Consider the following 24,559-nt stretch of genomic DNA (forward strand, 5'->3'; position numbering starts at 1 on the left):
GCGGCTGTAGTCGTCCTGGAGGAGGAGCGCATCCGTACTCGAACAGTGCGGTAATGGAGACAGGGCCCGTACTGTGGGTTCTGTCGGTGACCTGGAGCACAGTCCGTCTAGAAGGGGGCGCGCGAAGCCCATGAGCGGTGTCATGAAGCGTATGGGGATGATCTTCCGCGCGAAGGCGAACAAGGCCCTTGACCGGGCCGAGGACCCGCGCGAAACCCTCGACTACTCGTACCAGAAGCAGCTGGAACTGCTGCAGAAGGTGCGCCGCGGAGTCGCCGACGTGGCGACCTCCCGCAAGCGCCTGGAGCTGCAGCTGAACCAGCTCCAGGGGCAGTCCGCCAAGCTGGAGGACCAGGGGCGCAAGGCCCTCGCCCTCGGCCGCGAGGACCTGGCCCGCGAGGCCCTGTCCCGCCGCGCCTCGCTCCAGCAGCAGGTCAGCGACCTGGAGGTGCAGCACCAGACCCTGCAGGGCGAGGAGGAGAAGCTGACCCTCGCCGCCCAGCGGCTCCAGGCCAAGGTGGACGCCTTCCGGACGAAGAAGGAGACCATCAAGGCCACCTACACCGCGGCCCAGGCGCAGACCCGGATCGCGGAGTCCTTCTCCGGCATCTCCGAGGAGATGAGCGACGTCGGTCTGGCCATCCAGCGGGCCGAGGACAAGACCGCCCAGCTGCAGGCCCGCGCCGGCGCGATCGACGAGCTGCTGGCCTCCGGCGCGCTCGACGACCAGAGCGGGCTGGGCTCCAAGGACGACATCCAGGCCGAGCTGGACCGCCTGTCGGGCGGTACGGACGTGGAGCTGGAGCTGCAGCGGATGAAGGCCGAGCTGGCGGGCGGCCCGTCCGCGCAGCAGCAGGCCATCGAGGGCGGTGCCCCGGGCAGCGCCCAGCCGTCGCAGACCCAGCACCGGTTCGACAAGCAGTAGGACGGGGCCCGTCATGATTGTCCGCATCATGGGGGAAGGTCAGGTGGAGCTGGCCGACAGCCACTTCGCCGAGCTCAACAAGCTGGACGACGAACTGCTCGCGGAGATGGAGCGCGGGGACTCGGAGGGCTTCCGGCGCACGCTGGCAGCCCTGCTCGAAGCGGTGCGGCGGCTGGGCCGGCCGCTGCCGGACGACGCGCTGGAGCCGTCCGAGCTGATCCTGCCGGGGCCCGACGCGAGCCTTGACGAGGTCAGGGAGATGCTCAGCGACGACGGCCTGATCCCCGGCTGAGTCCGCACGGACCCGCCGACGCACCGACAGGCGGACGCACCGACACCGGACGTCATGACGACGGGCCCTTCCCCTTCCGGGGGAGGGCCCGCCGTCGCACGTCCGTCGTCACTGCGGCGGCTTCTCCAGGGGGACCGCGGTCCGCTCGGGGTCGGGGGTGCCGCCGATGAAGTTCTCGAACCTGCGGCGCGGCAGCGCCCAGCGCCGGTCGTGGTGGAAGGCGCGCAGCCCGGCCTTGGCGCGGGCCCGCGGGCGGTTCGCGTAGAACCTCTTCGCGTACGGGGACCCGGGCCGGGCCAGCCGGATCGCCCCGACCAGCGCCACGAAGGGCACGATCACGCCGAAGAGCGCGGTGCGCGCCTTGCCCTTCCACAGGGCGATCAGGGCCAGGAAGAAGTTGAAGGCCGCGTTCATGGCGACCAGCCCGCGGCTCTGGCGCTCCTCGGGGCTCAGGTCGTTGACCCCGAAGGGCACGAACCCGCCCAGGACGAGGGCCACCACCGCCGCCGTCACGACCACGATCTCCACGCTCTTGCGGCCCTGCTCGCTCCAGTAGACGTCGTCGAGGTGCAGGATCAGCGCGAACTCGTCCAGGACCAGGCCCGCACCCAGCCCGAAGATCACGGCCGAGAGCGCCCCGGCGAAGCCGTACCGGCCGGCGCCGACCGCGCCGAAGCCGCCGATGATCACGAGGATCACGCCGGGGACGACGTGGTGGATGTGCAGACCGCCCGGGGTGACGTTCTTGAAGGGGCCGCGGCCGGCCCGGATCATCCGGGTGATCACACGGGTGACCAGGAACGACATCACGAAGGAGACCAGGGCGAGCAGGAGGGGGAGCTTCCCCGGTTCGACGATGTTCCGATACAACCAGTGACCCATCCCACGGACTCCCTATTTGGCACGTAATGGGTAATTTACCGCGCACGCCGAACGGGTAGCGTTCCCGCCGATGACAGATTCGTTCGATGGTCCGCCCCTGACGCCGCCCCCGGAACGCGCCTCGTTCCCCGACGGCCTCCGCTTCGCCTTCGGCACGCTCACCGTGCTGCCCGCCCGCATCACCCGCTGGGACCGTCCCGCCGCCCGCACCGGGATGGCCTGCGCCCCGCTCGCCGGGCTGGTCGTGGGCGTGCTCGCGGCCGTCCCCGGAGTGCTCCTGCTGCTGCTCGGCGGGGGCCCGATGCTCGCCGCGGCCGTCACCGTCGCCGTACCGGCCGCGCTGACCCGGGGGCTGCACCTGGACGGGCTCGCCGACACCGCGGACGGCCTGGGCAGCGCCAAACCGGCCGGCGAGGCCCTGCGCATCATGAAGCAGTCCGACATCGGCCCCTTCGGCGTCGTGGCCCTGGTGATCGTGATGCTGGTGCAGGTGGCGGCCCTGTCCGACGTGTACGCCGACAGCTGGATCCGCGGCGCCTCCGCCGCCGTGGTCGCCGCCGTCACGGCCCGCGTCGCCATGACCCTGGCCTGCCGCGAAGGCGTCCCGGCCGCCCGCCCCGGCGGGCTCGGCGCCGCCGTCGCCGGGGTGGTCCCGCGTCCCGTCGCCGCCACGATCGCCGCGCTCACCGTCGCGGCGGCCGCGGCCGCCGCCCTCCCGCTGGGCCTGCCCGCCGCCGGCCGGTACGCGGCGGCGGTCCTGCTGGCCCTGCTCGCCGCGCAGCTCCTGCTCCGCCGCTGCGTACGCCGCTTCGACGGGGTCACCGGCGACGTCTTCGGCGCCCTGGCCGAGGTCGCGGCGAGCGCCGCCCTGATCGTCCTCGCCCTGGGCTGAGCCGGCGCGCAGGACCCGGAGCTGTCCGGTCCGACGGGACCCGTGCCGCCGGACCGACGGACCCCGGCGGCCGGCCCGACGGGACCCGTGCCGCCGGCCCGGGCGGGCCCGCGTACGCTCACCCCGTGGACGACACGCCGACGGACCTGCCCGCCGCCGCGCCCATCCGGGTGCTGCTCGCCGACGACCAGGCACTGCTGCGCAGCGCCTTCAAGGTGCTCGTCGACTCCGAACCCGACATGGAGGTCGTCGGAGAGGCCTCCGACGGGGCGCAGGCCTTCGAACTGGCCCGCCGCACCCGCGCCGACGTCGTGCTCATGGACATCCGGATGCCCGGCACCGACGGCCTCGCCGCCACCCGCATGATCAGCGCGGATCCGGAACTCGCCGCCGTGCGCGTGGTGATGCTGACGACCTTCGAGGTCGACGAGTACGTGGTCTCGGCCCTGCGGGCCGGTGCCTCCGGCTTCCTCGGCAAGGGCGCCGAGCCCGAGGAACTGCTCAACGCCATCCGCATCGCCGCCGCCGGTGAGGCGCTGCTCTCCCCGGCCGCCACGAAGGGGCTCATCGCCACCTTCCTCGCCCAGGGCGGCGGCGCCGACCCGGCCGCCGCCGGCGCCTCGGCCGGGATGCACGCGCAGCGGCTCGCCGCGCTGACCGTCCGGGAGCGCGAGGTCCTCGTACACGTCGCCGCCGGGCTGTCCAACGACGAGATCGCCGGCCGGCTGGAGGTCAGCCCGCTCACCGTCAAGACCCACGTGAACCGGGCCATGGCCAAGCTCGGGGCGCGCGACAGGGCGCAATTGGTGGTCATTGCCTACGAATCGGGACTGGTCCGGCCCCGCGCGGAGTAGTGCGGGAGTAGTCGGCGGCGGTGCGGCGTACTACGGACGCGGTATGCCGCACATAAGGACAGGACCTGCGAGCGACGAAACGCACCCGGGTGATGGGACAGGGTGGGAGGGCCCTCGCGTTCGTCACTGCAGAGAGATCCCATAACCATGTCGTGGCTGTCCCGCTTCAGCCTTGCCCAAAGGGCGTTGGTCGGCCTCGTGTCGATCGTCGCGCTCCTCTTCGGCGCCATAGCCATCCCGCAGCTCAAGCAGCAGCTGCTGCCGTCCATCGAACTGCCGATGGTGTCCGTGCTCGCGCCGTACCAGGGCGCCTCGCCCGACGTGGTGGAGAAGCAGGTCGTCGAACCGATCGAGGCCATGCTCAAGGGCGTCGACGGCATCACCGGCATCACCTCCACCGCCAGCGAGGGCAACGCCCTCATCATGGCCACCTTCGACTACGGCGACAGCGGCACCAAGCAGCTCGTCGCCGACGTCCAGCAGGCCGTCAACCGGGCCCGCGTCCGGCTGCCCGCCGAGGTGGACCCGCAGGTGGTGGCCGGTTCCACCGACGACATCCCGACCGTCATCCTCGCCGTCACCTCCGACAAGGACCAGCAGGCGCTCGCCGACCAGCTGGAACGCTCCGTCGTCCCCGTCCTGTCGGACATCGAGGGCGTCGGCCAGGTCACCGTCGACGGCGTCCAGGACCTCCAGGTCACCGTCACCCCCGACGAGGCCAGGCTCGCGGCCGCCGGCCTCGACGGCGCCGCGCTCGCGCAGGGCCTCCAGGCGGGCGGCGCGGCCGTACCTGCCGGCTCCTTCGACGAGGCGGGCAAGAACCGCACCGTCCGGGTCGGCGCCGGCTACACCTCCCTCGCCCAGGTGGAGGACCTGCGCCTGAGCCCCGGCCCCGGCAAGCCGGCCGTCCGCCTCGGCGACGTCGCCACCGTGAAGCAGGAGGCGGCCAAGGCCGACTCCATCACCCGGACCAACGGCAAGCCCAGCCTCGCCCTCGTCCTCACCATGGACAAGGACGGCAGCGCCGTCGCCATCTCCGACGCCGTCAAGGACAAGCTCCCCGAGCTGCGTTCCACCCTCGGCGCCGGCGCCGACCTGACCGTCGTCAGCGACCAGGGCCCGGCCGTCGCCAAGTCCATCTCCAGCCTCACCACCGAGGGCCTGCTCGGCCTGCTCTTCGCGGTGATCGTGATCCTGGTGTTCCTGGCCTCGCTGCGCTCGACGCTGGTCACCGCGGTCTCCATCCCGCTGTCGGTCGTCCTCGCGCTCATCGTGCTGTGGACCCGCGACCTGTCGCTCAACATGCTGACCCTGGGCGCCCTCACCATCGCCATCGGCCGCGTCGTCGACGACTCGATCGTGGTCCTGGAGAACATCAAGCGCCACCTCGGCTACGGCGAGGAGCGCGAGGCCGCCATCATCACCGCGGTCAAGGAGGTCGCCGGCGCGGTCACCTCCTCCACGCTCACCACCGTCGCCGTCTTCCTGCCGATCGGCCTCGTCGGCGGCATGATCGGCGAGCTCTTCGGCTCCTTCTCGCTCACCGTCACCGCGGCCCTGCTGGCCTCGCTGCTCGTCTCGCTGACGGTCGTGCCGGTGCTCTCGTACTGGTTCCTCAGCGCGCCCAAGGGCGTCACCGCCGGGGACGCCGAGAGCGCGGCCAAGGCCCGGCGCGAGGCCGAGGAGAAGGAGGCGCGCAGCCGCCTGCAGAAGTTCTACGTACGGGTCCTCGGCTTCGCCACCCGGCGCCGCCTGACCAGTGTGGCCATCGCCGTGGTCGTCCTCCTCGGCACCTTCGGGATGACCCCGATGCTGAAGACCAACTTCTTCGACCAGGGCGAGCAGGACGTCCTGACGGTCAAGCAGGAGCTCGCCCCCGGCACCTCGCTGGCCGCCTCCGACGAGGCGAGCCGCAAGATCGAGAAGGTGCTCGCCTCGGTCGAGGGCGTCAAGAGTTACCAGGTCACCATCGGCTCCTCCGGCTTCCTCGCGGCCTTCGGCGGCGGTACGGGCTCCAACCAGGCCTCGTACCAGGTCTCGCTGAAGGACGCGGGCGACGGGGAGGCCGTGAAGAAGCAGATCGAGGACAAGCTCGCCGCGCTCGACGGCGTCGGCGACACCCGCATCTCGGCGGGCGACGCCTTCGGCAGCCAGAACCTCAGCGTGGTCGTCAAGGCCGGTGACGGCGCGGTCCTCGCCAAGGCCGCCGAGCAGGTCCGCGCCGAGGTGGCGAAGCTGGACAACGTCACCGACGTGCAGAGCGACCTGTCCCAGTCCGTGCCCCGGATCTCGGTGACCGCCACCCCCAAGGCGGCGGAGGCGGGCCTGAACCAGGCCGCGCTCGGCGCCCTCGTCGGGCAGGCCGTACGGGGCAACCCGGCGGGCAAGGCCGTACTGGACGACACCGAGCGGGACATCGTCATCAAGTCCGCGCAGCCGGCCACCACCCTGGCCGAACTGCAGGCGCTCCCCGTCGGCCCGCTCAAGCTCGGTGACATCGCCGAGGTCAAGGAGGTCGCCGGCCCGGTCGCGATGACCCGGATCGACGGCGCCCGCGCCGCGACCATCACCGCGCGGCCGCAGGGCGACAACACCGGCGCGGTCAGCGCCGAGCTCCAGACGAAGCTCAAGGCCCTGGACCTCCCCGAGGGCGCCACCGCCTCCATCGGCGGCGTCTCCGAGGACCAGGACGAGGCCTTCGGCTCGCTCGCCCTGGCCATGCTCGCGGCCATCGCGATCGTGTTCATGCTGCTGGTCGCGACGTTCCGCTCGCTGGTCCAGCCGCTGATCCTGCTCGTCTCCATCCCGTTCGCGGCGACCGGCGCGCTCGGCCTGCTCCTCGTCACCGGCACCCCGATGGGCGTCCCGGCGATGATCGGCATGCTGATGCTCATCGGCATCGTGGTGACCAACGCGATCGTCCTGATCGACCTGGTCAACCAGTACCGCGCCCAGGGCCTGGGCGTCGTCGAAGCGGTCGTCGAGGGCGGCCGGCACCGGCTGCGCCCGATCCTGATGACGGCCCTGGCGACGATCTTCGCGCTGCTCCCGATGGCGCTGGGCGTCACCGGCGAGGGCGGCTTCATCTCGCAGCCGCTCGCGGTCGTGGTGATCGGCGGCCTGGTCAGCTCGACCCTGCTGACGCTGCTCCTGGTGCCGACCCTCTACACGATGGTGGAACTCCGCAAGGAGCGCCGCCGGGAGAAGAAGCGGGCCCGCCTGACGGTGGTCCCGGCCCCGCAGGAAGCCGCGGACGAGGCGGACGGCGAGCCCGCGAAGGTCTGACGGCGGGCGCGGGCCCTCCGGGGCCCGCGCCTGGTCGCGGGCCGGAACGCCGAAGGGGCGCCCCCAGCTGGGGGCGCCCCTTCGGCGTTCCGGCGCGACGGCTACGGGAGGGCCAGCATCCGCTCCAGCGCGAGCTTGGCGAAGCTCTCCGTCTCCTTGTCGACCTGGATGTGGTTGACGAGGGTGCCCTCGGCCAGGGACTCCAGGGTCCACACCAGGTGGGGGAGGTCGATGCGGTTCATCGTCGAGCAGAAGCAGACCGTCTTGTCGAGGAAGACGACCTCCTTGTCCTCCGCGGCGAATCGATTCGCCAGGCGGCGGACCAGGTTCAGCTCGGTGCCGATGGCCCACTTGGAGCCGGCCGGGGCCGCCTCCAGAGCCTTGATGATGTACTCCGTCGAGCCGACGTAGTCCGCGGCCGCCACGACCTCGTGCTTGCACTCGGGGTGGACCAGGACGTTCACGCCGGGGATCCGGGCACGGACGTCGTTCACCGAGTCGACCGAGAACCGGCCGTGGACCGAGCAGTGCCCGCGCCACAGGATCATCTTGGCGTTCCGCAGCTGCTCGGCGGTCAGGCCGCCGTTCGGCTTGTGCGGGTTGTAGAGCACGCAGTCGTCCAGGGACATGCCCATGTCGCGGACGGCGGTGTTGCGGCCCAGGTGCTGGTCCGGCAGGAAGAGGATCTTCTCGCCCTGCTCGAAGGCCCACTCCAGGGCCTTCTTCGCGTTGGACGAGGTACAGATCGTGCCGCCGTGCTTGCCGGTGAAGGCCTTGATGTCGGCGGAGGAGTTCATGTACGAGACGGGAACCGTCGTACCGGCTATGCCGGCCTCGGTCAGCACGTCCCAGCACTCCGCGACCTGCTCGGCGGTGGCCATGTCGGCCATCGAGCAGCCGGCGGCCAGGTCCGGCAGGACCACCTTCTGGTCGTCCGAGGTCAGGATGTCCGCGGACTCGGCCATGAAGTGCACGCCGCAGAAGACGATGTACTCGGCCTCCGGCTTGGCGGCCGCGTCCTTGGCCAGCTTGAACGAGTCGCCGGTGACGTCCGCGAACTCGATGACCTCGTCACGCTGGTAGTGGTGGCCGAGGATGAAGACCTTGTCCCCGAGCTTCTCCTTGGCCGCGCGGGCCCGCGCCACGAGGTTCGGGTCCGAGGGCGAGGGCAGGTCGCCGGGGCACTCCACCCCGCGCTCGCTCTTGGGGTCGGCCTCGCGGCCGAGCAGCAGCAGGGCAAGGGGCGTCGGCTGGACGTCCAACGGCTGGGCGGTGGTCACGACACGCACCCTTTCTGTTCTGCGAGACAAGGGACTTCTGGATCAGCGATTTCGACTTCTCGTCTACTTGACGTTATCTATCATAACCGCTTCACGTCAGTTTGACGATGCCGATAGTGTCAATGTGACGCATCAGCCCTCGATCAGTCGGGCCCGCCCCTGCGTGCGGTGTGCGAGCATGGAATATCTGAAACAAGCGTCGGGTCCCGGAATGAATCCGCGGTCCCGCTCGTTGCCACCGACGGCAAGAGTCCGACGTTTCCCCGTCTCCGGCGGGGAGCCGCCCACTTCGGGAGTGAATGCAGATGTCCGTACAGGACGACAAGACCACCGTGAGCGACGGCATCCTCCTGTCCGACGCCGCCGCCGAAAAGGTCAGGACCCTGCTGGAGCAGGAAGGCCGCGATGACCTGGCGCTCCGCGTCGCCGTCCAGCCCGGTGGCTGCTCCGGCCTGCGCTACCAGCTCTTCTTCGACGAGCGCTCCCTCGACGGCGACGTCGTGAAGGACTTCGACGGTGTGAAGGTCGTCACGGACCGGATGAGCTCCCCGTACCTCCACGGCGCGTCCATCGACTTCGTCGACACCATCGAGAAGCAGGGCTTCACGATCGACAACCCGAACGCCACGGGCTCCTGCGCCTGCGGCGACTCGTTCAGCTAAGCCTGGACCTCGGCACGTACGACGAGGGCCCGCCTCCGGTCACACCGACCGGAGGCGGGCCCTCGCCGCATGCCTGAGCCCTTCTGAGCTCTACTGCCGGGGGAGCGGCTTGCCCGTGGTCGCGTCGAGCACCTTCCGGTCACCCAGCGGCTGCTGCAGCGTCGTCGTCAGGGACATCTCCTGCGCGAGCATGATGCAGGCCTGACCCGGTTTGTTCGGGGTGTCCGTGATCTTCACCAGGACCGACTCGGCCGACTCCCGCGCCTCCAGGGCGTAGGTGCTGCACACGCTGCCCCAGAAGTTCACGGTCAGCTTCCGGTCGGCCTGCGCGTACGAGAACCCGGGCACGGTCCGGCCGTCCTTCGGGGCGGGGGTGCTCTGCTCGGCGCCGGCCGGCTGGGCCACCGTGTGGGCGGGTGCGCCGCCGCGGCCCGCCACCTCGAAGAGCCAGGCCGGGACCAGACCCCGCGCGCCGTTCACCGTGCCCGGGGCCAGCCCGAGCACCGCGCCCTGCACCGTCTCCGTCCGCGGCGGCTTCATCGGCCGCGGCTCCGGGTTGCACGGCACCGTGTCGGTGGCCGCCACCGGGGCGTCCTGCGCCAGCGGGACCGCGCTGGCGCAGCCGCTGGGATCGGGGGCGCCGCCCTCCCGGCCGCCCGACTTCGCGTTCAGCTGGGCCAGCGCCTCCACGGCCCCGACCACCGGCTGCTCGGCCGCCCGCACGGGCGCCTTCAGCTCGCCGCTGCCGCCCACGACCGTGCCGTCGCCGGCCACGCTCACCTTCGTGGACCAGCCCTGCGTGGGCAGCCCGCCGACCACCGGATCGGCGCTCACCACCCGCACCGAACCCTGGGTGAGCCGGGCGTCGAGCTTCGCCCCGTCCAGGCCCGCCGCGGCCAGTACGGGGGCCGCGGCGGCCTTGGCGGCCTCCTCGGACACCGGCTTGGCCGCCGCCTCGGGCTTGCCCGCCCCCGAGACCGCGCCGTCGCCGTCCCGCGGGACGGTCGCGGGCCCGCAGGTGTCCTTGCCGCGGGCGCAGTCGTCCCCGGTGCCGTTGGTCGGCGCCTGGAAGCGGGCGAAGTTCCAGGTCCCCGGGGCCGTACGGCTCACCGTGAGCCGGGGGCCGGAGCCGTCGGCGGCCTCCCCGGCCAGCCAGACGTCCCCGGCGAGCCGCGGCTCGCCCGGGATGCCGAGGGCCGCGGCGAGCCGGGCCACCTCCGCCGAGGTGACCTCGCCCGAGACGGCGAACGCCGGCGCGGAGGCCGGCCCCTCCGGGAGCCGCACATCGGCCCGGTAGACCACGCCCTCGCCGGACGGATCGGGCTCACCGGGCGCGATGCCCGGGCCCGAGGGGTCTCCCGCGTTGCGGGGCGCGGAGGCCGCGCTGTCACCCGTACGGTGGCCCGGCCCGCCGTCGCCGTGGGCGGTGGACGCCCAGTACGCGGTGCCGCCGCCCGCGAGCAGGACCGCGGCCGCGATCGAGCCGACGGCCCAGGCGGGCCGCCGTCGTGTGCCGCGTGATGTGTCGGGTTCTTCGCTGGTCACCGCAACGCTCCTTCTCCGGTCCCGCAGTGTCTGATGCGGGTGTGACGGAGCAGGGGCGAAACCGGTTCCCGCCCCCCTACTGGTCCCCGTACGCCGCGGTGGAGGCGATCAGCCGCGCCGAGGCCGGCGGCACGCTGATCCCGTGGATCTGCGAGGGCGCCACCCGGGCCGGCCGGGGGTCCGCCGGGACCGCCCAGTGCGGGGCCATCCGGGCGCAGTCGCCGAGCAGCCGGGTGAGGCCGGGCTGCCGGGGGGCTTCCGTGCCGCGCTTGTCCGCGGTGTACTCGCCGTAGCCGAAACCATCGGTATAGGTCATGAAGGCACCGTAGGCATCGGGGCTCTCGCGAAGAAAGAGCTACTAAGGGGTAGTTTCTGGGGTTCGGCCTGGGGTCGCTTACCGGGTAGTTTTGACTGTCCGTCCCTCGCCGTCCTCAGCAGGAGCGTCCACGCCGTGCGCATTGCAGTCACCGGCTCCATCGCCACCGACCACCTCATGACCTTCCCCGGCCGATTCGCCGACCAGCTGGTCGCCGATCAGCTGCACACGGTCTCCCTCTCCTTCCTCGTCGACAACCTCGACGTGCGACGGGGCGGGGTCGGCCCGAACATCTGCTTCGGCATGGGGCAGCTCGGCAGCCGCCCGATCCTGGTCGGAGCCGCCGGATCCGACTTCGACGAGTACCGCGCCTGGCTGGACCGGCACGGCGTCGACACCGAGTCCGTCCGCATCTCCGAGGTGCTGCACACCGCGCGCTTCGTGTGCACCACGGACTCCGACCACAACCAGATCGGCTCCTTCTACACGGGCGCGATGAGCGAGGCCCGCCTGATCGAGCTGAAGTCCGTGGCCGACCGGGTCGGCGGACTGGACCTGGTCCTCATCGGCGCGGACGACCCCGAGGCGATGCTGCGCCACACGGAGGAGTGCCGGACGCGGGGGATCCCCTTCGCCGCCGACTTCTCGCAGCAGATCGCCCGGATGGACGGCGACAACATCCGCACCCTGATGGAGGGCGCGACCTTCCTCTTCTCGAACGAGTACGAGAAGGGCCTCATCGAGTCGAAGTCGGGCTGGACGGACGCGGAGATCCTCGCGAAGGTCGGCACGCGCGTGACCACGCTCGGCTCCAACGGGGTCAAGATCGAGCGGGTCGGCGAGGCCCCGATCGTGGTCGGCTGCCCGGAGGAGACCGCGAAGGTCGACCCGACGGGTGTCGGCGACGCGTTCCGCGCCGGGTTCCTGACGGGGCTGGCGTGGGGTGTGGGCCTGGAGCGGGCGGCGCAGCTGGGCTGCATGCTCGCGACGCTGGTCATCGAGACCCTCGGCACCCAGGAGTACACCCTGGCCCGGGCCCACTTCATGGAGCGCTTCACGAAGGCCTACGGCGACGAAGCCGCCGCCGAAGTCCGCGCCCACCTGTCCTGACCGACCTTTCCTGCCCCGCCTGCCGGCGCCGCCTGGGACTCCGCCTCCGCATTTCAGCCCCTCCGGCGTTTGAGGAGCGGGGTCTGGGGCGGAGCCCCAGGAATCCCGGCTCCGCCGGGCACCGGGCTCCGCCCGGACCCGCGCCTCAAACGCCGGCGAGGCTGGATTTGCCCGGGTTCGGGCGGAGCCCGGGTCAGAGCAGGCGGCGGACCGTGTAGGCGGAGCCGGCCGGGCGGGGGGTTTCGCCCACGTACTCCTGCCCCCGCATCGCGCACCACGCAGGGATGTCCAGCCGGGCCACCTCGTCGTCGGAGACGACCGTGACCGTGCCGCCCACCGGCACCCGGAAAATGGCCCGGGCCAGCTCGATCACCGGCTGCGGGCACCGCAGGCCGAGCGCGTCGAGCTCCAGGGTGTCCGCCACCGGCTGCACCGCCGGGGGGTGCGAGACGCCGAGCCGCTCCCGTACGCCCGCCACCGCACCCGGCAGCACCTCCAGGAACGCGTTGACCTCCTCCGCCGTGGTCCCCGGCGGCAGGGACACCCGTACGTTCCCCTCCGACAGCACGCCCATCGCCCGCAGCACGTGACTGGGGGTCAGCGTGGAGCTCGTGCACGAGGAGCCCGAGGAGACCGAGAAGCCCGCCCGGTCCAGCTCGTGCAGCAGGGTCTCCCCGTCGACGTACAGGCAGGAGAAGGTGACCAGGTGCGGGAGCCTCCGCTCCGCGTCGCCGACCACCTCCACGTCCGGGACCAGCCGCACCACCCGCCGCCGGATCCGGTCCACCAGGACGCTCAGCCGGGCCGCCTCCGCGTCGGCCTCGGCCCGTACGGCCCGCAGCGACGCCGCCGCCGCCACGATCGCGGGGAGGTTCGCGAACCCGGGGGAGCGCCCCGACTCCCGCTCGTCGGAGGGGTGTTGGGGGGCGAACCGGACCCCCTTGCGGACCGCCAGCAGGCCGACCCCGGGCGGGCCGCCCCACTTGTGGGCGCTCGCCGTCAGGACCGACCAGGCGCCCTCCACCGGGCCCCAGCCCAGCGACTGAGCCGCGTCCACCAGCAGCGGCACCCCGGCCGCCGCGCAGACCTCGGCCACCTCCGCCACCGGCTGGACCGTGCCCACCTCGTGATTGGCCGACTGGAGGCAGGCGAGGGCGGTCTTCGGGAGGAGCGCGTCCGCCCAGGCGGCCGCGGTCACCGCGCCGTAGCGGTCCACCGGGACCTCGGTCACCGTCCCGCCGTGCGCCTCGTGCGTGGCCGCCGCGTGCAGTACAGAACTGTGTTCGACCGCCGACATGGCCAGATGGCCCCCGACGCGCCGGCGCCCCGCGAGGGCCCCCGCCACTCCCGTGTGAACCGCGTGCGTCCCCGAAGGAGTGAACACGAGCTCGTCGGCCCGGCATCCCACCGCCTCCGCCGCGGCCTCCCGCGCCGCGTCCAGCAACAGCCGGGCGCGCCTGCCCTCCCGGTACAGCCTGGCCGGATCGGCCCAGCCCTCGTCCAGGGAGGCTTGCAACGCCTGCCGGGCCACGGGGTGCAGGGGGGCGGCGGACGCGCTGTCGAAGTACGGCATCCGGCCACCGTAAGGCAAGGTGGTGGCTCCGGGAGCGTCCGAGGTCAGGGGGCGTCAGTTGTGCCCCGGAGTCCGCCATTCAGGGCCATTCGCGCCGTCCCCCGGACGGCGGATCCATCCCTTCGGGGGCTGTAGCGGCGCGTTGGGCACCCTCCCCGCGCGACCCCAAATAGCGTCCAGTAGGGTTTGGTCCGCATAAACATCCAAACCCCTGCCTGCGTCAGGGCCGGCGACCGACCCGAACACGGCCGCGGCCGGCCGCGCGGGCCGAGACTCTCGGGAAGGCGCTACGTGAGTCCCTACGGCTCCGACCGCTCGCCGCGGCGCCCGATGCGGCGGAAGCTGCTGCAGGCGCTGACTGCGGGCGTGGTCCTGGCGACCGCCACTGGTTGCTCGTATACATGGCAAAACTTTCCCCGCCTCGGAATGCCGACTCCGGTAACCGAGGAGGCGCCGCGCATTCTCTCCCTGTGGCAGGGATCCTGGGCGGCCGCGCTGGTCACGGGCATCCTGGTCTGGGGCCTGATCATCTGGAGCGTCATCTTCCACCGGCGCAGCCGGACGAAGGTGGAGGTCCCCCCGCAGACCCGGTACAACATGCCCATCGAGGCGCTGTACACCGTGGTCCCGCTCATCATCGTCTCGGTGCTCTTCTACTTCACCGCGCGTGACGAGTCGAAGCTGCTCGCCCTCTCCAAGCCGGCGCACACGATCAACGTGATCGGCTTCCAGTGGAGCTGGGGCTTCAACTACGTCGAGAACGTCGACGGCGACCCGGCGAGCCCGAAGGCGGGCGAGGTTCCCAAGGAACTCTCCTCGATCCCGGACCGCTTCACGAAGGACTTCCCGGCGGGCGCCGAGGGCGTCTACGAGAAGGGCGTTCCGAGCGACCGGAACCCGCAGACGGGCAACCCGGGCCCGACCCTCGTCCTGCCCAAGGGCGAGAAGGTCCGCTTCATCCTGTCGTCCAATGACGTCATCCACTCCTTCTGGGTGGTCCCCTTCCTGTTCAAGCAGGACGTCATCCCGGGCCACACCAACGTCTTCGAGGTGACCCCGAGCCAAGAGGGCACCTTCATGGGCAAGTGCGCCGAGCTCTGCGGAGTCGACCACTCCCGGATGCTCTTCAACGTCAAGGTGGTCTCCCCGGAGAAGTACCAGGCGTACCTGAAGGAGCTGGCCGAGAAGGGCCAGACCGGCTTCCTGCCCGCCGGCATTCAGCAGACCGACCCGGCCCGGAATGCGGAAGTGAACAAACTGTGAGCATCCTCAACGAATCCCAGGGTGCCGCCGCAGCTGACTCGTACGAGAACGAGCTGCCGGTACGGCGCAAGCAGCCGGGCAACGTGGTCGTGAAGTGGCTCACCACCACCGACCACAAGACCATCGGCACGATGTACCTGCTCACGTCGTTCGTGTTCTTCATCATCGGCGGTCTGCTGGCGCTCTTCATGCGCGCCGAGCTGGCCCGGCCGGGTACGCAGATCATGTCGAACGAGCAGTTCAACCAGGCGTTCACCATGCATGGCACGATCATGCTGCTGATGTTCGCCACCCCGCTGTTCGCGGGCTTCGCGAACTGGATCATGCCGCTGCAGATCGGCGCGCCCGACGTGGCGTTCCCGCGGCTGAACATGTTCGCGTACTGGCTGTACCTCTTCGGCTCGACCATCGCGGTGGCCGGCTTCGTGACGCCGAACGGCGCCGCCGACTTCGGCTGGTTCGCCTACTCCCCGCTGTCGGACGCGGTCCGCTCGCCGGGCATCGGCGCCGACATGTGGATCATGGGTCTGGCCTTCTCGGGCTTCGGCACGATCCTCGGCTCGGTCAACTTCATCACCACGATCATCTGCATGCGCGCACCCGGCATGACGATGTTCCGCATGCCGATCTTCACCTGGAACGTGCTGCTGACCGGTGTCCTGGTCCTGCTCGCCTTCCCGGTGCTGGCCGCCGCGCTCTTCGCGCTGGAGGCCGACCGCAAGTTCGGTTCGCATGTGTTCGATGCCGCGAACGGCGGCGCATTGCTATGGCAACACCTCTTCTGGTTCTTCGGACACCCAGAGGTGTACATCATCGCGCTGCCGTTCTTCGGAATCGTCTCCGAGATCATTCCGGTCTTCTCGCGCAAGCCGATGTTCGGTTACATCGGCCTGATCGCCGCGACGATCGCGATCGCCGGCCTCTCGGTGACCGTGTGGGCCCACCACATGTACGTCACCGGCGGTGTACTGCTGCCGTTCTTCTCCTTCATGACCTTCCTGATCGCGGTACCGACCGGTGTGAAGTTCTTCAACTGGATCGGCACCATGTGGAAGGGCTCGTTGTCCTTCGAGACCCCGATGCTCTGGACGATCGGCTTCCTGGTCACCTTCACCTTCGGTGGTCTGACCGGCGTCATCCTGGCCTCGCCCCCGATGGACTTCCACGTCTCCGACTCGTACTTCGTCGTCGCGCACTTCCACTACGTCGTCTTCGGCACCGTGGTCTTCGCGATGTTCGCCGGCTTCCACTTCTGGTGGCCGAAGTTCACGGGCAAGATGCTGGACGAGCGCCTCGGCAAGATCACCTTCTGGACGCTGTTCATCGGCTTCCACGGCACGTTCCTGGTGCAGCACTGGCTGGGCGCCGAGGGCATGCCGCGTCGTTACGCGGACTACCTCGCGGCCGACGGCTTCACCACGCTGAACACGATCTCGACGATCAGCTCCTTCCTGCTCGGCCTGTCGATGCTTCCGTTCATGTACAACGTCTGGAAGACGGCCAAGTACGGCAAGAAGGTCGAGGTCGACGACCCGTGGGGTTACGGCCGTTCGCTCGAGTGGGCGACCTCCTGCCCGCCGCCGCGGCACAACTTCCTCACCCTGCCGCGGATCCGCTCCGAGTCCCCGGCCTTCGACCTGCACCACCCGGAGATCGCGGCCCTCGACCACCTCGAGGACCACAGCGTCGCGGCCCAGGCCGTCACCGGTGGCAAGGAGGCCGGCAAGTGAAGATCCAGGGCAAGATGTTCCTCTGGCTCTCCTTCTTCATCCTGATCATGGCCGTCGTGTACGGCGTGTGGTCGAAGGAGCCCGTCGGCACCACCGCGCTCTTCCTGGCCTTCGGCCTGAGCGTCATGATCGGCTACTACCTGGCCTTCACGGCCAAGCGCGTCGACGAGATGGCCCAGGACAACCTGGAGGCCGACGTCGCCGACGAGGCCGGCGAGCTGGGGTTCTTCTCCCCGCACAGCTGGCAGCCGCTCTCGCTGGCCATCGGTGGCGCCTTCGCCTTCATGGGCGTCATCTTCGGCTGGTGGCTCATGTACTTCTCGGCCCCGATCATCCTGATCGGCCTGTGGGGCTGGGTGTACGAGTACTACCGCGGTGAGAACGCGAACCAGTAGAAGCACCCCGCGCGGCGGCGCCGCGCGAGCACACTTGGGGCCCGGACACCTCTTCGGAGGAGTCCGGGCCCCTCGTTTGCAGTCACACCGCGCGCCGTAATTGTCATATCTTCATAGCGTTGGCTCCATGAAGCACTCACCGCGTCTTTGGACGGTACTCAGCTGCTCCCTGCTGGTCGCGTCCCTCGGGGCCGGCGCCACCGCATGCGGGTCCGGCGACAAGAACCCGCTGTCAGCCCGCCCGTACGACGCGGGCGATCAGGTCGCCTTCAACCAGACCAAGGGCAGTCGCCCCGTGGACCCCGACAAGCCCCTCGAAATCACCGCCAAGGCCGGTGGCGGCCGGATCACCGACGTGCTGGCCGTGGACACCCACGGCCGTCGCCTGGCGGGCGAACTCAGCGCCAAGGGCGACCGCTGGCACAGCACCGTCCCGATGGCCTCAGGAGTCCGCTACACGGTCACCGTGAGCACCGAGGACCAGCGGGGCGCCCCGGGGCAGCGCACGCTGACGTTCGACACCACCCCGTCCAAGGGGGTCCTGAAGGTCGAATTCGGCCCGGAGGAGGGCAAATACGGCGTCGGACAGCCCCTCACGGCCGAGCTCAGCGAGCCGGTCAAGGACAAGGCCGCCCGCGCGATCGTGGAACGGGGCCTGATCGTCGACGCCCCGGCCGGCGTCGAGGGCGCCTGGCACTGGGTGGACGACAAGAACCTCCACTTCAGGCCCAAGGACTACTGGCCCGCGAACTCCACCGTCTCCGTACGGAGCAACCTGGAGGGCATCAGGGTCACCGACGAGCTCCACGGGGTCGCGGCCAAGCCCGTGAAGCTGGAGATCGGGGACCGGGTCGAGGTCACCACCGACGCCTCCTCGCACTACCTCACGTTCCGCCGCAACGGAGAAGTGATCAACACCATCCCGGTGACCACCGGAAAGCCCGGTTTCTCCACCCGCAACGGGGTCAAGGTGGTGCTGGGCAAGCAGTACTTCGTCCAGATGCGCGGCGACACCGTGGGCATCGGCGGCAGCGAGTACTACAACCTGCCCGTCTACTACGCCACCCGCGTCACCTGGAGTGGTGAATACGTGCACGCCGCGCCGTGGTCCGTCGGCTCCCAGGGCTACGAGAACGTCAGCCACGGATGCACCGGCATGAGCACGGGCAACGCCGCCTGGTTCTACGAGAACATCACCGAGGGCGACATCGTCAAGGTGATCAACAGCATCGGCGACGACATGGACATCTTCGGCAACGGCTTCGGCGACTGGAACATGGACTGGAAGGACTGGCGCCAGGGCAGCGCGCTCCTCAAGGGCACCGACGAAGGCCGCCACCCCATGGACCAGGCCCGCCTGCGGCCCACCGTCTGACGGGAAGCGCCTGTGCGGGCCCACGGATCACCCGTGGGCCCGCAGGCGCACCGTCAGGCGGCCGAGGAGGAGAGGCGGGAGCGCAGCACGCCCGCCAGGGCGTCCGCGAACTCCACCGGGTCCACCGGAAGGGTCACGGCGGCGTCCGCGCGGCTCCACGTGGCCAGCCAGGCGTCCTGGGGACGTCCCATCAGGAGCAGCACCGGCGGACACCGGAAGATCTCGTCCTTGATCTGCCGGCACACGCCCATGCCCCCGGCCGGAACCGCCTCGCCGTCGAGCACGCACGCGTCGATGCCGCCCGCGTCCAGCTGCGTCAGCACCGCCGGCAGCGTCGCGCACTCCACGAACTCCACCGGCGGCAGGTCCGCTGCGGGCCGGCGTCCGGCCGCCAGCCGCACCTGCTCCCGGGTGCCCGCGTCGTCGCTGTAGACCAGAACCCGCGCAGTCGCCCGCATTTCGTTCCTCCACATGTCACGTGAATCACGTTGATGTTGCGCGGGATGCTACTCCTCCCCATGCGCTGTCAACATCGCTTCGGACATGTGCACGGGACATCCCACCGGGGCGATCTGATGGGCCGTTCGGGCCTTGCACACGCCCCTGACACTCCGAACGGCACCCCCCGGGGTGAGGGCGGGATAAGCGACCGACATAATGTCGGTCGTGGCGACAGCAACGACAGTAGATACCGGGCACGCGCACCCGACGGTCAACCGGCCGAACCTCGTCAGCGTCGGAACCATCATCTGGTTGAGTTCCGAGCTGATGTTCTTCGCGGCCCTCTTCGCGATGTACTTCACCCTGCGATCCGTGACGGGTCCCGAGTACTGGACAGAGCAGGCTTCGGCCTTGAACCTGCCCTTCTCGGCGACGAACACGACGATCCTGGTGCTTTCCTCGCTCACCTGCCAGCTCGGCGTATTCGCTGCCGAGCGCGGTGACGTGAAGAAGCTCCGGACGTGGTTCATCATCACGTTCGTCATGGGTGCGATCTTCATTGGCGGCCAGGTGTTCGAGTACACCGAGCTGGTCAAGCACGAGGGCATGAGCCTCTCGTCCGGTCCGTACGGCTCGGTCTTCTACCTGACCACCGGCTTCCACGGTCTGCACGTGACGGGCGGCCTCATCGCCTTCCTGCTGGTCCTCGGCCGGACGTACGCGGCCAAGAGGTTCACCCACGAACAGGCCACGTCGGCCATCGTCGTGTCCTACTACTGGCACTTCGTCGATGTCGTCTGGATCGGCCTCTTCGCCACGATCTACCTGATCAAGTAGCGAACACGTCACCGGGCAAGACCCGGCACTCCATCCAGACACACCGACGCAGAAGATCCTGACACCGGGGTAATCCGTGAAAAAGCTCTCCGCACGACGACGCCATCCGCTGGCGGCGGTCGTCGTTCTACTCCTCGCGCTGGCGGCCACTGGGGGGCTGTACGCCGCCTTTGCTCCCGCGGGCAAGGCGCAGGCCGATGAAACCGCCCAGTCCCTCGCCATCGAGGAGGGCAAGAAGCTCTACGCCGTGGGTTGCGCAAGCTGCCACGGAACCGGCGGTCAGGGTTCCTCTGACGGCCCGAGCCTGGTCGGCGTCGGCTCCGCGGCCGTCGACTTCCAGGTGAGCACGGGCCGCATGCCCGCCCAGCAGCCCGGCGCCCAGGTGCCGAAGAAGCCCGTCATCTACACCCAGGCGCAGATCGACCAGCTGGCGGCGTACGTCGCGTCCCTCGGCGCCGGTCCGATCACGCCGACCGCAAAGCAGTACGACCCGGCAGGTGCCGACATCGCCAGGGGTGGTGAGCTGTTCCGCAACAACTGCGCGCAGTGCCACAACTTCACCGGTGAGGGCGGCGCGCTGACGAACGGGAAGTACGCCCCCAACCTTGAGGGCGTCGACCCGAAGCACGTCTACGAGGCCATGCTCACCGGCCCGCAGAACATGCCCTCCTTCCCGGACCAGACGATGCCGGAGCAGCAGAAGAAGGACATCATCGCGTACCTCCAGAACGTGAACGGTGAGAAGTCGACCAGCCCCGGTGGTCTCAAGCTCGGTGGCCTCGGCCCCGTCTCCGAGGGTCTGTTCGGCTGGATCTTCGCTCTGGGTGCGCTGATCGCTGTCGCCGTCTGGGTCGCGGCCCACACCGCTAAGGCCAAGAAGTCATGAGTAGCCAAGAGATTCCCGAAGAGAAGCACCTGCCGAGCGAGCAGGGCGACGCGCACCACGGTGCCGTAGCGGTCGCGGACGACCCGTTCGCCGACCCGGGCCTGCCGGTCCACAAGCCCCGCATCCAGGACATCGACGAGCGGGCGGCGAAGCGCTCCGAGCGCACCGTCGCGATGCTGTTCACGCTGTCCATGCTGGCCACGATCGGCTTCATCGCGTCCTACGTGATCTTCCCGGTCGAGAAGATCGTCTACATCTTCCCCATCGGGAAGGTCAGCGCGCTCAACTTCGCCCTGGGCATGACGCTGGGCACGGCCCTCTTCTGCATCGGCGCGGGCGCGGTCCACTGGGCCCGCACCCTGATGTCCGACGTGGAGGTCGCCGCCGATCGCCACGAGATCGCCGCTCCGCCGGAGGTCAAGGCGCAGGTCCTGCAGGACTTCCGCGACGGCGCGAACGAGTCCGGCATCGGCCGCCGGCCTCTGATCCGCAACACGATGCTCGGTGCGCTGGCGATGCTGCCGCTCTCCGCCGTCATGATCATGCGCGACCTGGGCCCGCTGCCCGAGGAGAAGCTGCGCAAGACCGTGTGGGCCAAGGGCAAGCTGCTCATCAACGACAACACCAACGAGCCGCTGCGTCCCGAGGACGTGCTCGTCGGGTCGCTGACCTTCGCCAGGCCGGAAGGCCTGGAGGAGGAGCAGCACGACTTCCAGGTCCAGATCGCCAAGGCCGCCCTGATGATCGTCCGTATCCAGCCGGATGACATCAAGGACAAGCAGGAGCTGGAGTGGTCCCACGACGGGATCGTCGCCTACTCCAAGATCTGCACCCACGTCGGTTGCCCGATCAGCCTGTACGAGCAGCAGACGCACCACGTGCTCTGCCCGTGCCACCAGTCCACTTTCGACCTCTCCGACGGCGCCCGTGTCATCTTCGGCCCGGCCGGTCACGCGCTTCCGCAGCTGCGGATCGGCGTGAATGACCAAGGCTTCCTCGAAGCGCTCGGCGACTTCGAAGAGCCCGTCGGTCCTGCATTCTGGGAGCGCGGATGAGCACCAGCGACAACAACGAGCGCAAAGCGCCGGCCGGCGAGCGCGTAGCCGACTGGGCGGACGGCCGCCTGGGCATCTACGGCCTGGCCAAGGCCAACATGCGCAAGATCTTCCCGGACCACTGGTCCTTCATGCTGGGTGAGATCTGCCTTTACAGCTTCATCATCATCATCCTCACGGGTGTGTACCTGACGCTGTTCTTCCACCCGAGCATGAACGAGGTCGTGTACCACGGCTCGTACGTGCCGATGCAGGGCGTCATGATGTCCGAGGCCTTCGCCTCGACGCTCGACATCAGCTTCGACGTCCGCGGTGGTCTGCTGATCCGTCAGATCCACCACTGGGCGGCGCTGATCTTCGTCGCGGCCATGGTCGTGCACATGATGCGCGTCTTCTTCACGGGCGCGTTCCGCAAGCCGCGTGAGGTCAACTGGATCTTCGGCTTCCTGCTGCTGGTCCTCGGCATGTTCACCGGCTTCACCGGTTACTCGCTGCCGGACGACCTGCTCTCGGGTACCGGTGTCCGCTTCATGCAGGGCGCCATCCTGTCCGTCCCGGTCGTCGGCACGTACCTGTCGATGTTCCTGTTCGGCGGGGAGTTCCCGGGCGGCGACTTCGTCGCGCGGTTCTACTCGGTGCACATCCTGCTGCTGCCCGGCATCATGATGGGCCTGCTCGTGGCCCACCTGATCCTGGTCTTCTACCACAAGCACACCCAGTTCGCGGGTCCCGGCAAGACGAACAACAACGTCGTCGGCATGCCGCTGCTGCCGGTCTACATGGCCAAGGCCGGAGGCTTCTTCTTCCTGGTCTTCGGTGTCATCGCGGCCGTCGCGGCCGTCGCCTCGATCAACCCGATCTGGGCGCTCGGCCCGTACCGCCCGGACCACGTGTCCACCGGTGCGCAGCCCGACTGGTACATGGGTATGCCGGAAGGCCTGATCCGTGCCATGCCCGGCTGGGAGATCAACCTGTGGGGCCACACGCTCGTCCTGGGCGTGTTCATCCCGCTGCTGCTCTTCCCGCTGGTGCTGGGTGCGATCGCCGTCTGGCCGTTCATCGAGTCCTGGGTCACCGGGGACAAGCGCGAGCACCACATCCTGGACCGCCCGCGCAACGTCCCGACCCGTACGGCCTTCGGTGTCGCCTGGATCGCGGAGTACATCGTGCTCCTCATCGGCGGTGGCAACGACATGTTCGCCCAGTACTTCCACCTGTCGATCAACTCGATCACCTGGTTCGTCCGGATCGGCTTCTTCGTCGTCCCGGTCGTCGCCTTCATCGTCACCAAGCGGATCTGCCTCGGCCTCCAGCGCCGGGACCACGACAAGGTGCTGCACGGTCGCGAGACCGGCATCATCAAGCGTCTGCCGCACGGTGAGTTCGTCGAGGTCCACGAGCCGCTCCCGGCGGGTCAGCTGCACAAGCTCACCGCGCACGAGCAGTACAAGCCGATCGAGATCGGCCCGACGGTCGACGAGAACGGTGTCGAGCGCAAGGTGAAGGCCACGGAGAAGCTCCGCGCGAAGCTCAGCAAGGGCTTCTACGCCGAGAACAACCAGATTCCGAAGCCCACGGTGGAGGAGTACAAGGAGATCCAGGCCGGCCACGGCCACCACTGATCCCCTGCACGACGTATGACCGTATGAGGGACTGATTTCGGTCAGTTCTGGTGTCGCCACGGCAAGAGCCCCGTCCAGTGTCCGGACGGGGCTCTTTGCCGTGTTCCGGGCTGGATAGGCTGGAGCCCTTCCCATTCGACGTGGAAACCTTGACAAGCAGCAGGAGCGGACCATGAACGTTGTGACCCCGGCAGGCGGCGACAGCGTGGCGGCCCGTGGCTGGCCGGGCGTCCTCGACGCTCTGCTGACCGGCCAGGACCTGTGTGCCGACGACACCGCCTGGGCCATGGACCGGATCATGCGCGGGGAGGCCACCGACGCCCAGATCGCCGGCTTCACCGTCGCGCTGCGGGCGAAGGGGGAGACGGTCGCGGAGATCAACGGCCTCGTACGGGCGATGTACGAGCACGCCAACCTGATCGAGGTGCCGGGCCGGACGGTGGACATCGTCGGCACGGGCGGCGACGGGGCCAAGACGGTGAACATCTCGACGATGTCGGCGGTCGTGGTGGCCGGAACGGGTGCCAAGGTCGTCAAGCACGGGAACCGGGCCGCCTCGTCCGCGAGCGGCTCCTCGGACGTCCTGGAGAAGCTCGGGGTGAACCTCAACCTGAGCCGGGAGCGGGTCGTGGAGGTCGCCGAGGAGGCCGGCATCACCTTCTGCTTCGCGGTCAAGTTCCACCCGGCCCTGCGGCACGTGGCGGCGGCCCGCAAGGAACTGGGCATCCGGACCTTCTTCAACGCGCTGGGCCCGCTGACCAACCCGGCCCGGGTACGCGCCCAGGCGACAGGCGTGGCGGACCCCCGGATGGCCCCGATCATCGCGGGCGTGCTCGCCGAGCGGGGCTCGTCCGCGCTGGTCTTCCGCGGCGACGACGGCCTGGACGAACTGACCACGACGGCCACCTCGCGCATCTGGTGGGTCCGCGACGGCAAGGTCTCCGAGCAGTCCTTCGACCCGCGCGACATCGGCATCGACCTGGTCGAGGTCTCGGCGCTGGCCGGCGGCGACCCCGCGTACAACGCGGACGTGGCCCGCCGCCTGCTGGCCGGCGAGACCGGCCCGGTCCGCGAGGCCGTCCTGCTGAACTCGGCGGCGGCCCTGGTCGCCCTGGACCCCGGCACGGGCACGCTGGAGGAGCAGCTCGCCGCCGGTCTCGTGCGCGCGGCGGAGTCCATCGACTCGGGCGCGGCCCGCGCGGCGCTGGAGCGCTGGGTGACGGCGAGCAACTCCTAGGCCCTGCCCAAAGGCCCGGCGTCGAGGAGACGGCCGAAACGAGCCAAGGCCCCGGTCCACCATGCGGACCGGGGTCTTGCGCGCGGGGGATCTTGTGGCAGG

Annotated in this window: 22 protein-coding genes; 16 read left to right on the forward strand and 6 right to left on the reverse strand. The window is 69.8% G+C overall.

Annotation, left to right across the window (positions count from 1 at the left end; all coding sequences use genetic code 11):
- The first annotated feature begins 130 nt into the window (after positions 1 to 130).
- Together ACFYZ4_RS07180 and ACFYZ4_RS07185 are read left to right on the forward strand one after the other, a co-directional pair.
- On the forward strand, positions 131 to 925 hold the full coding sequence (locus tag ACFYZ4_RS07180) for a PspA/IM30 family protein (RefSeq protein ID WP_082410863.1): 795 nt from the start codon (positions 131 to 133) through the stop codon (positions 923 to 925).
- Between the two features lie 13 nt (positions 926 to 938).
- Positions 939 to 1,217, forward strand: coding sequence for a hypothetical protein (locus tag ACFYZ4_RS07185; protein WP_390783305.1), 279 nt, complete (start codon positions 939 to 941; stop codon positions 1,215 to 1,217).
- A gap of 108 nt (positions 1,218 to 1,325) precedes the next feature.
- Here the strand turns inward: ACFYZ4_RS07185 and ACFYZ4_RS07190 are convergent, their stop codons facing one another.
- Positions 1,326 to 2,099 carry a hypothetical protein gene (locus ACFYZ4_RS07190; protein WP_351303712.1) on the reverse strand — a complete coding sequence of 258 codons (774 nt, stop codon included), beginning with the start codon at positions 2,097 to 2,099 and terminating at the stop codon, positions 1,326 to 1,328.
- A gap of 70 nt (positions 2,100 to 2,169) precedes the next feature.
- Between ACFYZ4_RS07190 and ACFYZ4_RS07195 the strand changes: the two genes are divergently transcribed.
- From ACFYZ4_RS07195 to ACFYZ4_RS07205, 3 genes are all read left to right on the forward strand, one after another.
- On the forward strand, positions 2,170 to 2,991 hold the full coding sequence (locus tag ACFYZ4_RS07195; protein WP_351597000.1) for an adenosylcobinamide-GDP ribazoletransferase: 822 nt from the start codon (positions 2,170 to 2,172) through the stop codon (positions 2,989 to 2,991).
- A 125-nt stretch (positions 2,992 to 3,116) separates the two neighbouring features.
- A complete protein-coding gene (locus ACFYZ4_RS07200) occupies positions 3,117 to 3,845 on the forward strand; it encodes a response regulator transcription factor (protein ID WP_351596997.1) in 729 nt (242 codons plus the stop codon).
- A gap of 147 nt (positions 3,846 to 3,992) precedes the next feature.
- Complete coding sequence (locus ACFYZ4_RS07205) at positions 3,993 to 7,130, forward strand: efflux RND transporter permease subunit (protein ID WP_351303720.1); 3,138 nt, start codon at positions 3,993 to 3,995, stop codon at positions 7,128 to 7,130.
- A 101-nt stretch (positions 7,131 to 7,231) separates the two neighbouring features.
- On the opposite strand, the gene nadA is transcribed toward ACFYZ4_RS07205, so the two are convergent.
- Positions 7,232 to 8,419 carry a quinolinate synthase NadA gene (gene nadA / locus ACFYZ4_RS07210; RefSeq protein WP_351304576.1) on the reverse strand — a complete coding sequence of 396 codons (1,188 nt, stop codon included), beginning with the start codon at positions 8,417 to 8,419 and terminating at the stop codon, positions 7,232 to 7,234.
- A gap of 296 nt (positions 8,420 to 8,715) precedes the next feature.
- Between nadA and erpA the strand changes: the two genes are divergently transcribed.
- Complete coding sequence (erpA, locus tag ACFYZ4_RS07215) at positions 8,716 to 9,072, forward strand: iron-sulfur cluster insertion protein ErpA (RefSeq protein ID WP_030010511.1); 357 nt, start codon at positions 8,716 to 8,718, stop codon at positions 9,070 to 9,072.
- Between the two features lie 90 nt (positions 9,073 to 9,162).
- Here the strand turns inward: erpA and ACFYZ4_RS07220 are convergent, their stop codons facing one another.
- Both ACFYZ4_RS07220 and ACFYZ4_RS07225 read right to left on the reverse strand, forming a co-directional pair.
- Positions 9,163 to 10,617 (reverse strand): hypothetical protein, encoded by a 1,455-nt coding sequence (locus tag ACFYZ4_RS07220; RefSeq protein WP_390783306.1) that lies wholly within the window; start codon positions 10,615 to 10,617, stop codon positions 9,163 to 9,165.
- A gap of 76 nt (positions 10,618 to 10,693) precedes the next feature.
- On the reverse strand, positions 10,694 to 10,933 hold the full coding sequence (locus tag ACFYZ4_RS07225; protein ID WP_351304572.1) for a hypothetical protein: 240 nt from the start codon (positions 10,931 to 10,933) through the stop codon (positions 10,694 to 10,696).
- Between the two features lie 135 nt (positions 10,934 to 11,068).
- On the opposite strand from ACFYZ4_RS07225, the gene ACFYZ4_RS07230 reads away from it, so the two are divergent.
- Positions 11,069 to 12,043, forward strand: coding sequence for a carbohydrate kinase family protein (locus ACFYZ4_RS07230; protein WP_351304569.1), 975 nt, complete (start codon positions 11,069 to 11,071; stop codon positions 12,041 to 12,043).
- Positions 12,044 to 12,236: 193 nt separating this feature from the next.
- Here the strand turns inward: ACFYZ4_RS07230 and ACFYZ4_RS07235 are convergent, their stop codons facing one another.
- Positions 12,237 to 13,616 carry a cysteine desulfurase/sulfurtransferase TusA family protein gene (locus ACFYZ4_RS07235; RefSeq protein ID WP_390783307.1) on the reverse strand — a complete coding sequence of 460 codons (1,380 nt, stop codon included), beginning with the start codon at positions 13,614 to 13,616 and terminating at the stop codon, positions 12,237 to 12,239.
- A 291-nt stretch (positions 13,617 to 13,907) separates the two neighbouring features.
- Here ACFYZ4_RS07235 and coxB point away from each other — a divergent pair, with 291 nt between their 5' ends.
- The 4 genes from coxB to ACFYZ4_RS07255 all read left to right on the forward strand — a co-directional run bounded on the left by coxB (position 13,908) and on the right by ACFYZ4_RS07255 (position 18,379).
- On the forward strand, positions 13,908 to 14,879 hold the full coding sequence (gene coxB, locus ACFYZ4_RS07240; protein WP_351296678.1) for a cytochrome c oxidase subunit II: 972 nt from the start codon (positions 13,908 to 13,910) through the stop codon (positions 14,877 to 14,879).
- Positions 14,876 to 16,609 (forward strand): cytochrome c oxidase subunit I, encoded by a 1,734-nt coding sequence (gene ctaD / locus ACFYZ4_RS07245; RefSeq protein ID WP_351296681.1) that lies wholly within the window; start codon positions 14,876 to 14,878, stop codon positions 16,607 to 16,609. The genes coxB and ctaD overlap by 4 nt, the downstream gene beginning before the upstream one ends.
- On the forward strand, positions 16,606 to 17,004 hold the full coding sequence (locus tag ACFYZ4_RS07250; RefSeq protein ID WP_351296684.1) for a cytochrome c oxidase subunit 4: 399 nt from the start codon (positions 16,606 to 16,608) through the stop codon (positions 17,002 to 17,004). The genes ctaD and ACFYZ4_RS07250 overlap by 4 nt, the downstream gene beginning before the upstream one ends.
- Positions 17,005 to 17,131: 127 nt before the next feature.
- Positions 17,132 to 18,379, forward strand: coding sequence for an Ig-like domain-containing protein (locus ACFYZ4_RS07255; protein WP_351296687.1), 1,248 nt, complete (start codon positions 17,132 to 17,134; stop codon positions 18,377 to 18,379).
- Positions 18,380 to 18,432: 53 nt separating this feature from the next.
- Here the strand turns inward: ACFYZ4_RS07255 and ACFYZ4_RS07260 are convergent, their stop codons facing one another.
- Complete coding sequence (locus tag ACFYZ4_RS07260; protein ID WP_030707464.1) at positions 18,433 to 18,837, reverse strand: hypothetical protein; 405 nt, start codon at positions 18,835 to 18,837, stop codon at positions 18,433 to 18,435.
- 199 nt (positions 18,838 to 19,036) lie between these two features.
- Between ACFYZ4_RS07260 and ACFYZ4_RS07265 the strand changes: the two genes are divergently transcribed.
- The 5 genes from ACFYZ4_RS07265 to trpD all read left to right on the forward strand — a co-directional run bounded on the left by ACFYZ4_RS07265 (position 19,037) and on the right by trpD (position 24,457).
- Positions 19,037 to 19,657 (forward strand): heme-copper oxidase subunit III, encoded by a 621-nt coding sequence (locus ACFYZ4_RS07265; RefSeq protein ID WP_030036314.1) that lies wholly within the window; start codon positions 19,037 to 19,039, stop codon positions 19,655 to 19,657.
- Positions 19,658 to 19,733: 76 nt separating this feature from the next.
- Positions 19,734 to 20,543 (forward strand): c-type cytochrome, encoded by an 810-nt coding sequence (locus ACFYZ4_RS07270; RefSeq protein WP_351296691.1) that lies wholly within the window; start codon positions 19,734 to 19,736, stop codon positions 20,541 to 20,543.
- Entirely contained in the window at positions 20,540 to 21,598 is a 1,059-nt protein-coding gene (locus ACFYZ4_RS07275) for a Rieske 2Fe-2S domain-containing protein (RefSeq protein ID WP_351296694.1), read from the forward strand. The genes ACFYZ4_RS07270 and ACFYZ4_RS07275 overlap by 4 nt, the downstream gene beginning before the upstream one ends.
- Positions 21,595 to 23,220, forward strand: a complete 1,626-nt coding sequence (locus ACFYZ4_RS07280; protein ID WP_351296697.1) for a ubiquinol-cytochrome c reductase cytochrome b subunit — start codon at positions 21,595 to 21,597, stop codon at positions 23,218 to 23,220. The genes ACFYZ4_RS07275 and ACFYZ4_RS07280 overlap by 4 nt, the downstream gene beginning before the upstream one ends.
- Before the next feature lie 172 nt (positions 23,221 to 23,392).
- Complete coding sequence (trpD, locus tag ACFYZ4_RS07285; RefSeq protein ID WP_351296700.1) at positions 23,393 to 24,457, forward strand: anthranilate phosphoribosyltransferase; 1,065 nt, start codon at positions 23,393 to 23,395, stop codon at positions 24,455 to 24,457.
- Positions 24,458 to 24,559: the final 102 nt, after the last annotated feature.

It is taken from the genome of Streptomyces sp. NPDC001513, assembly GCF_042894695.1.
In the GTDB taxonomy this organism is placed as follows: domain Bacteria; phylum Actinomycetota; class Actinomycetes; order Streptomycetales; family Streptomycetaceae; genus Streptomyces.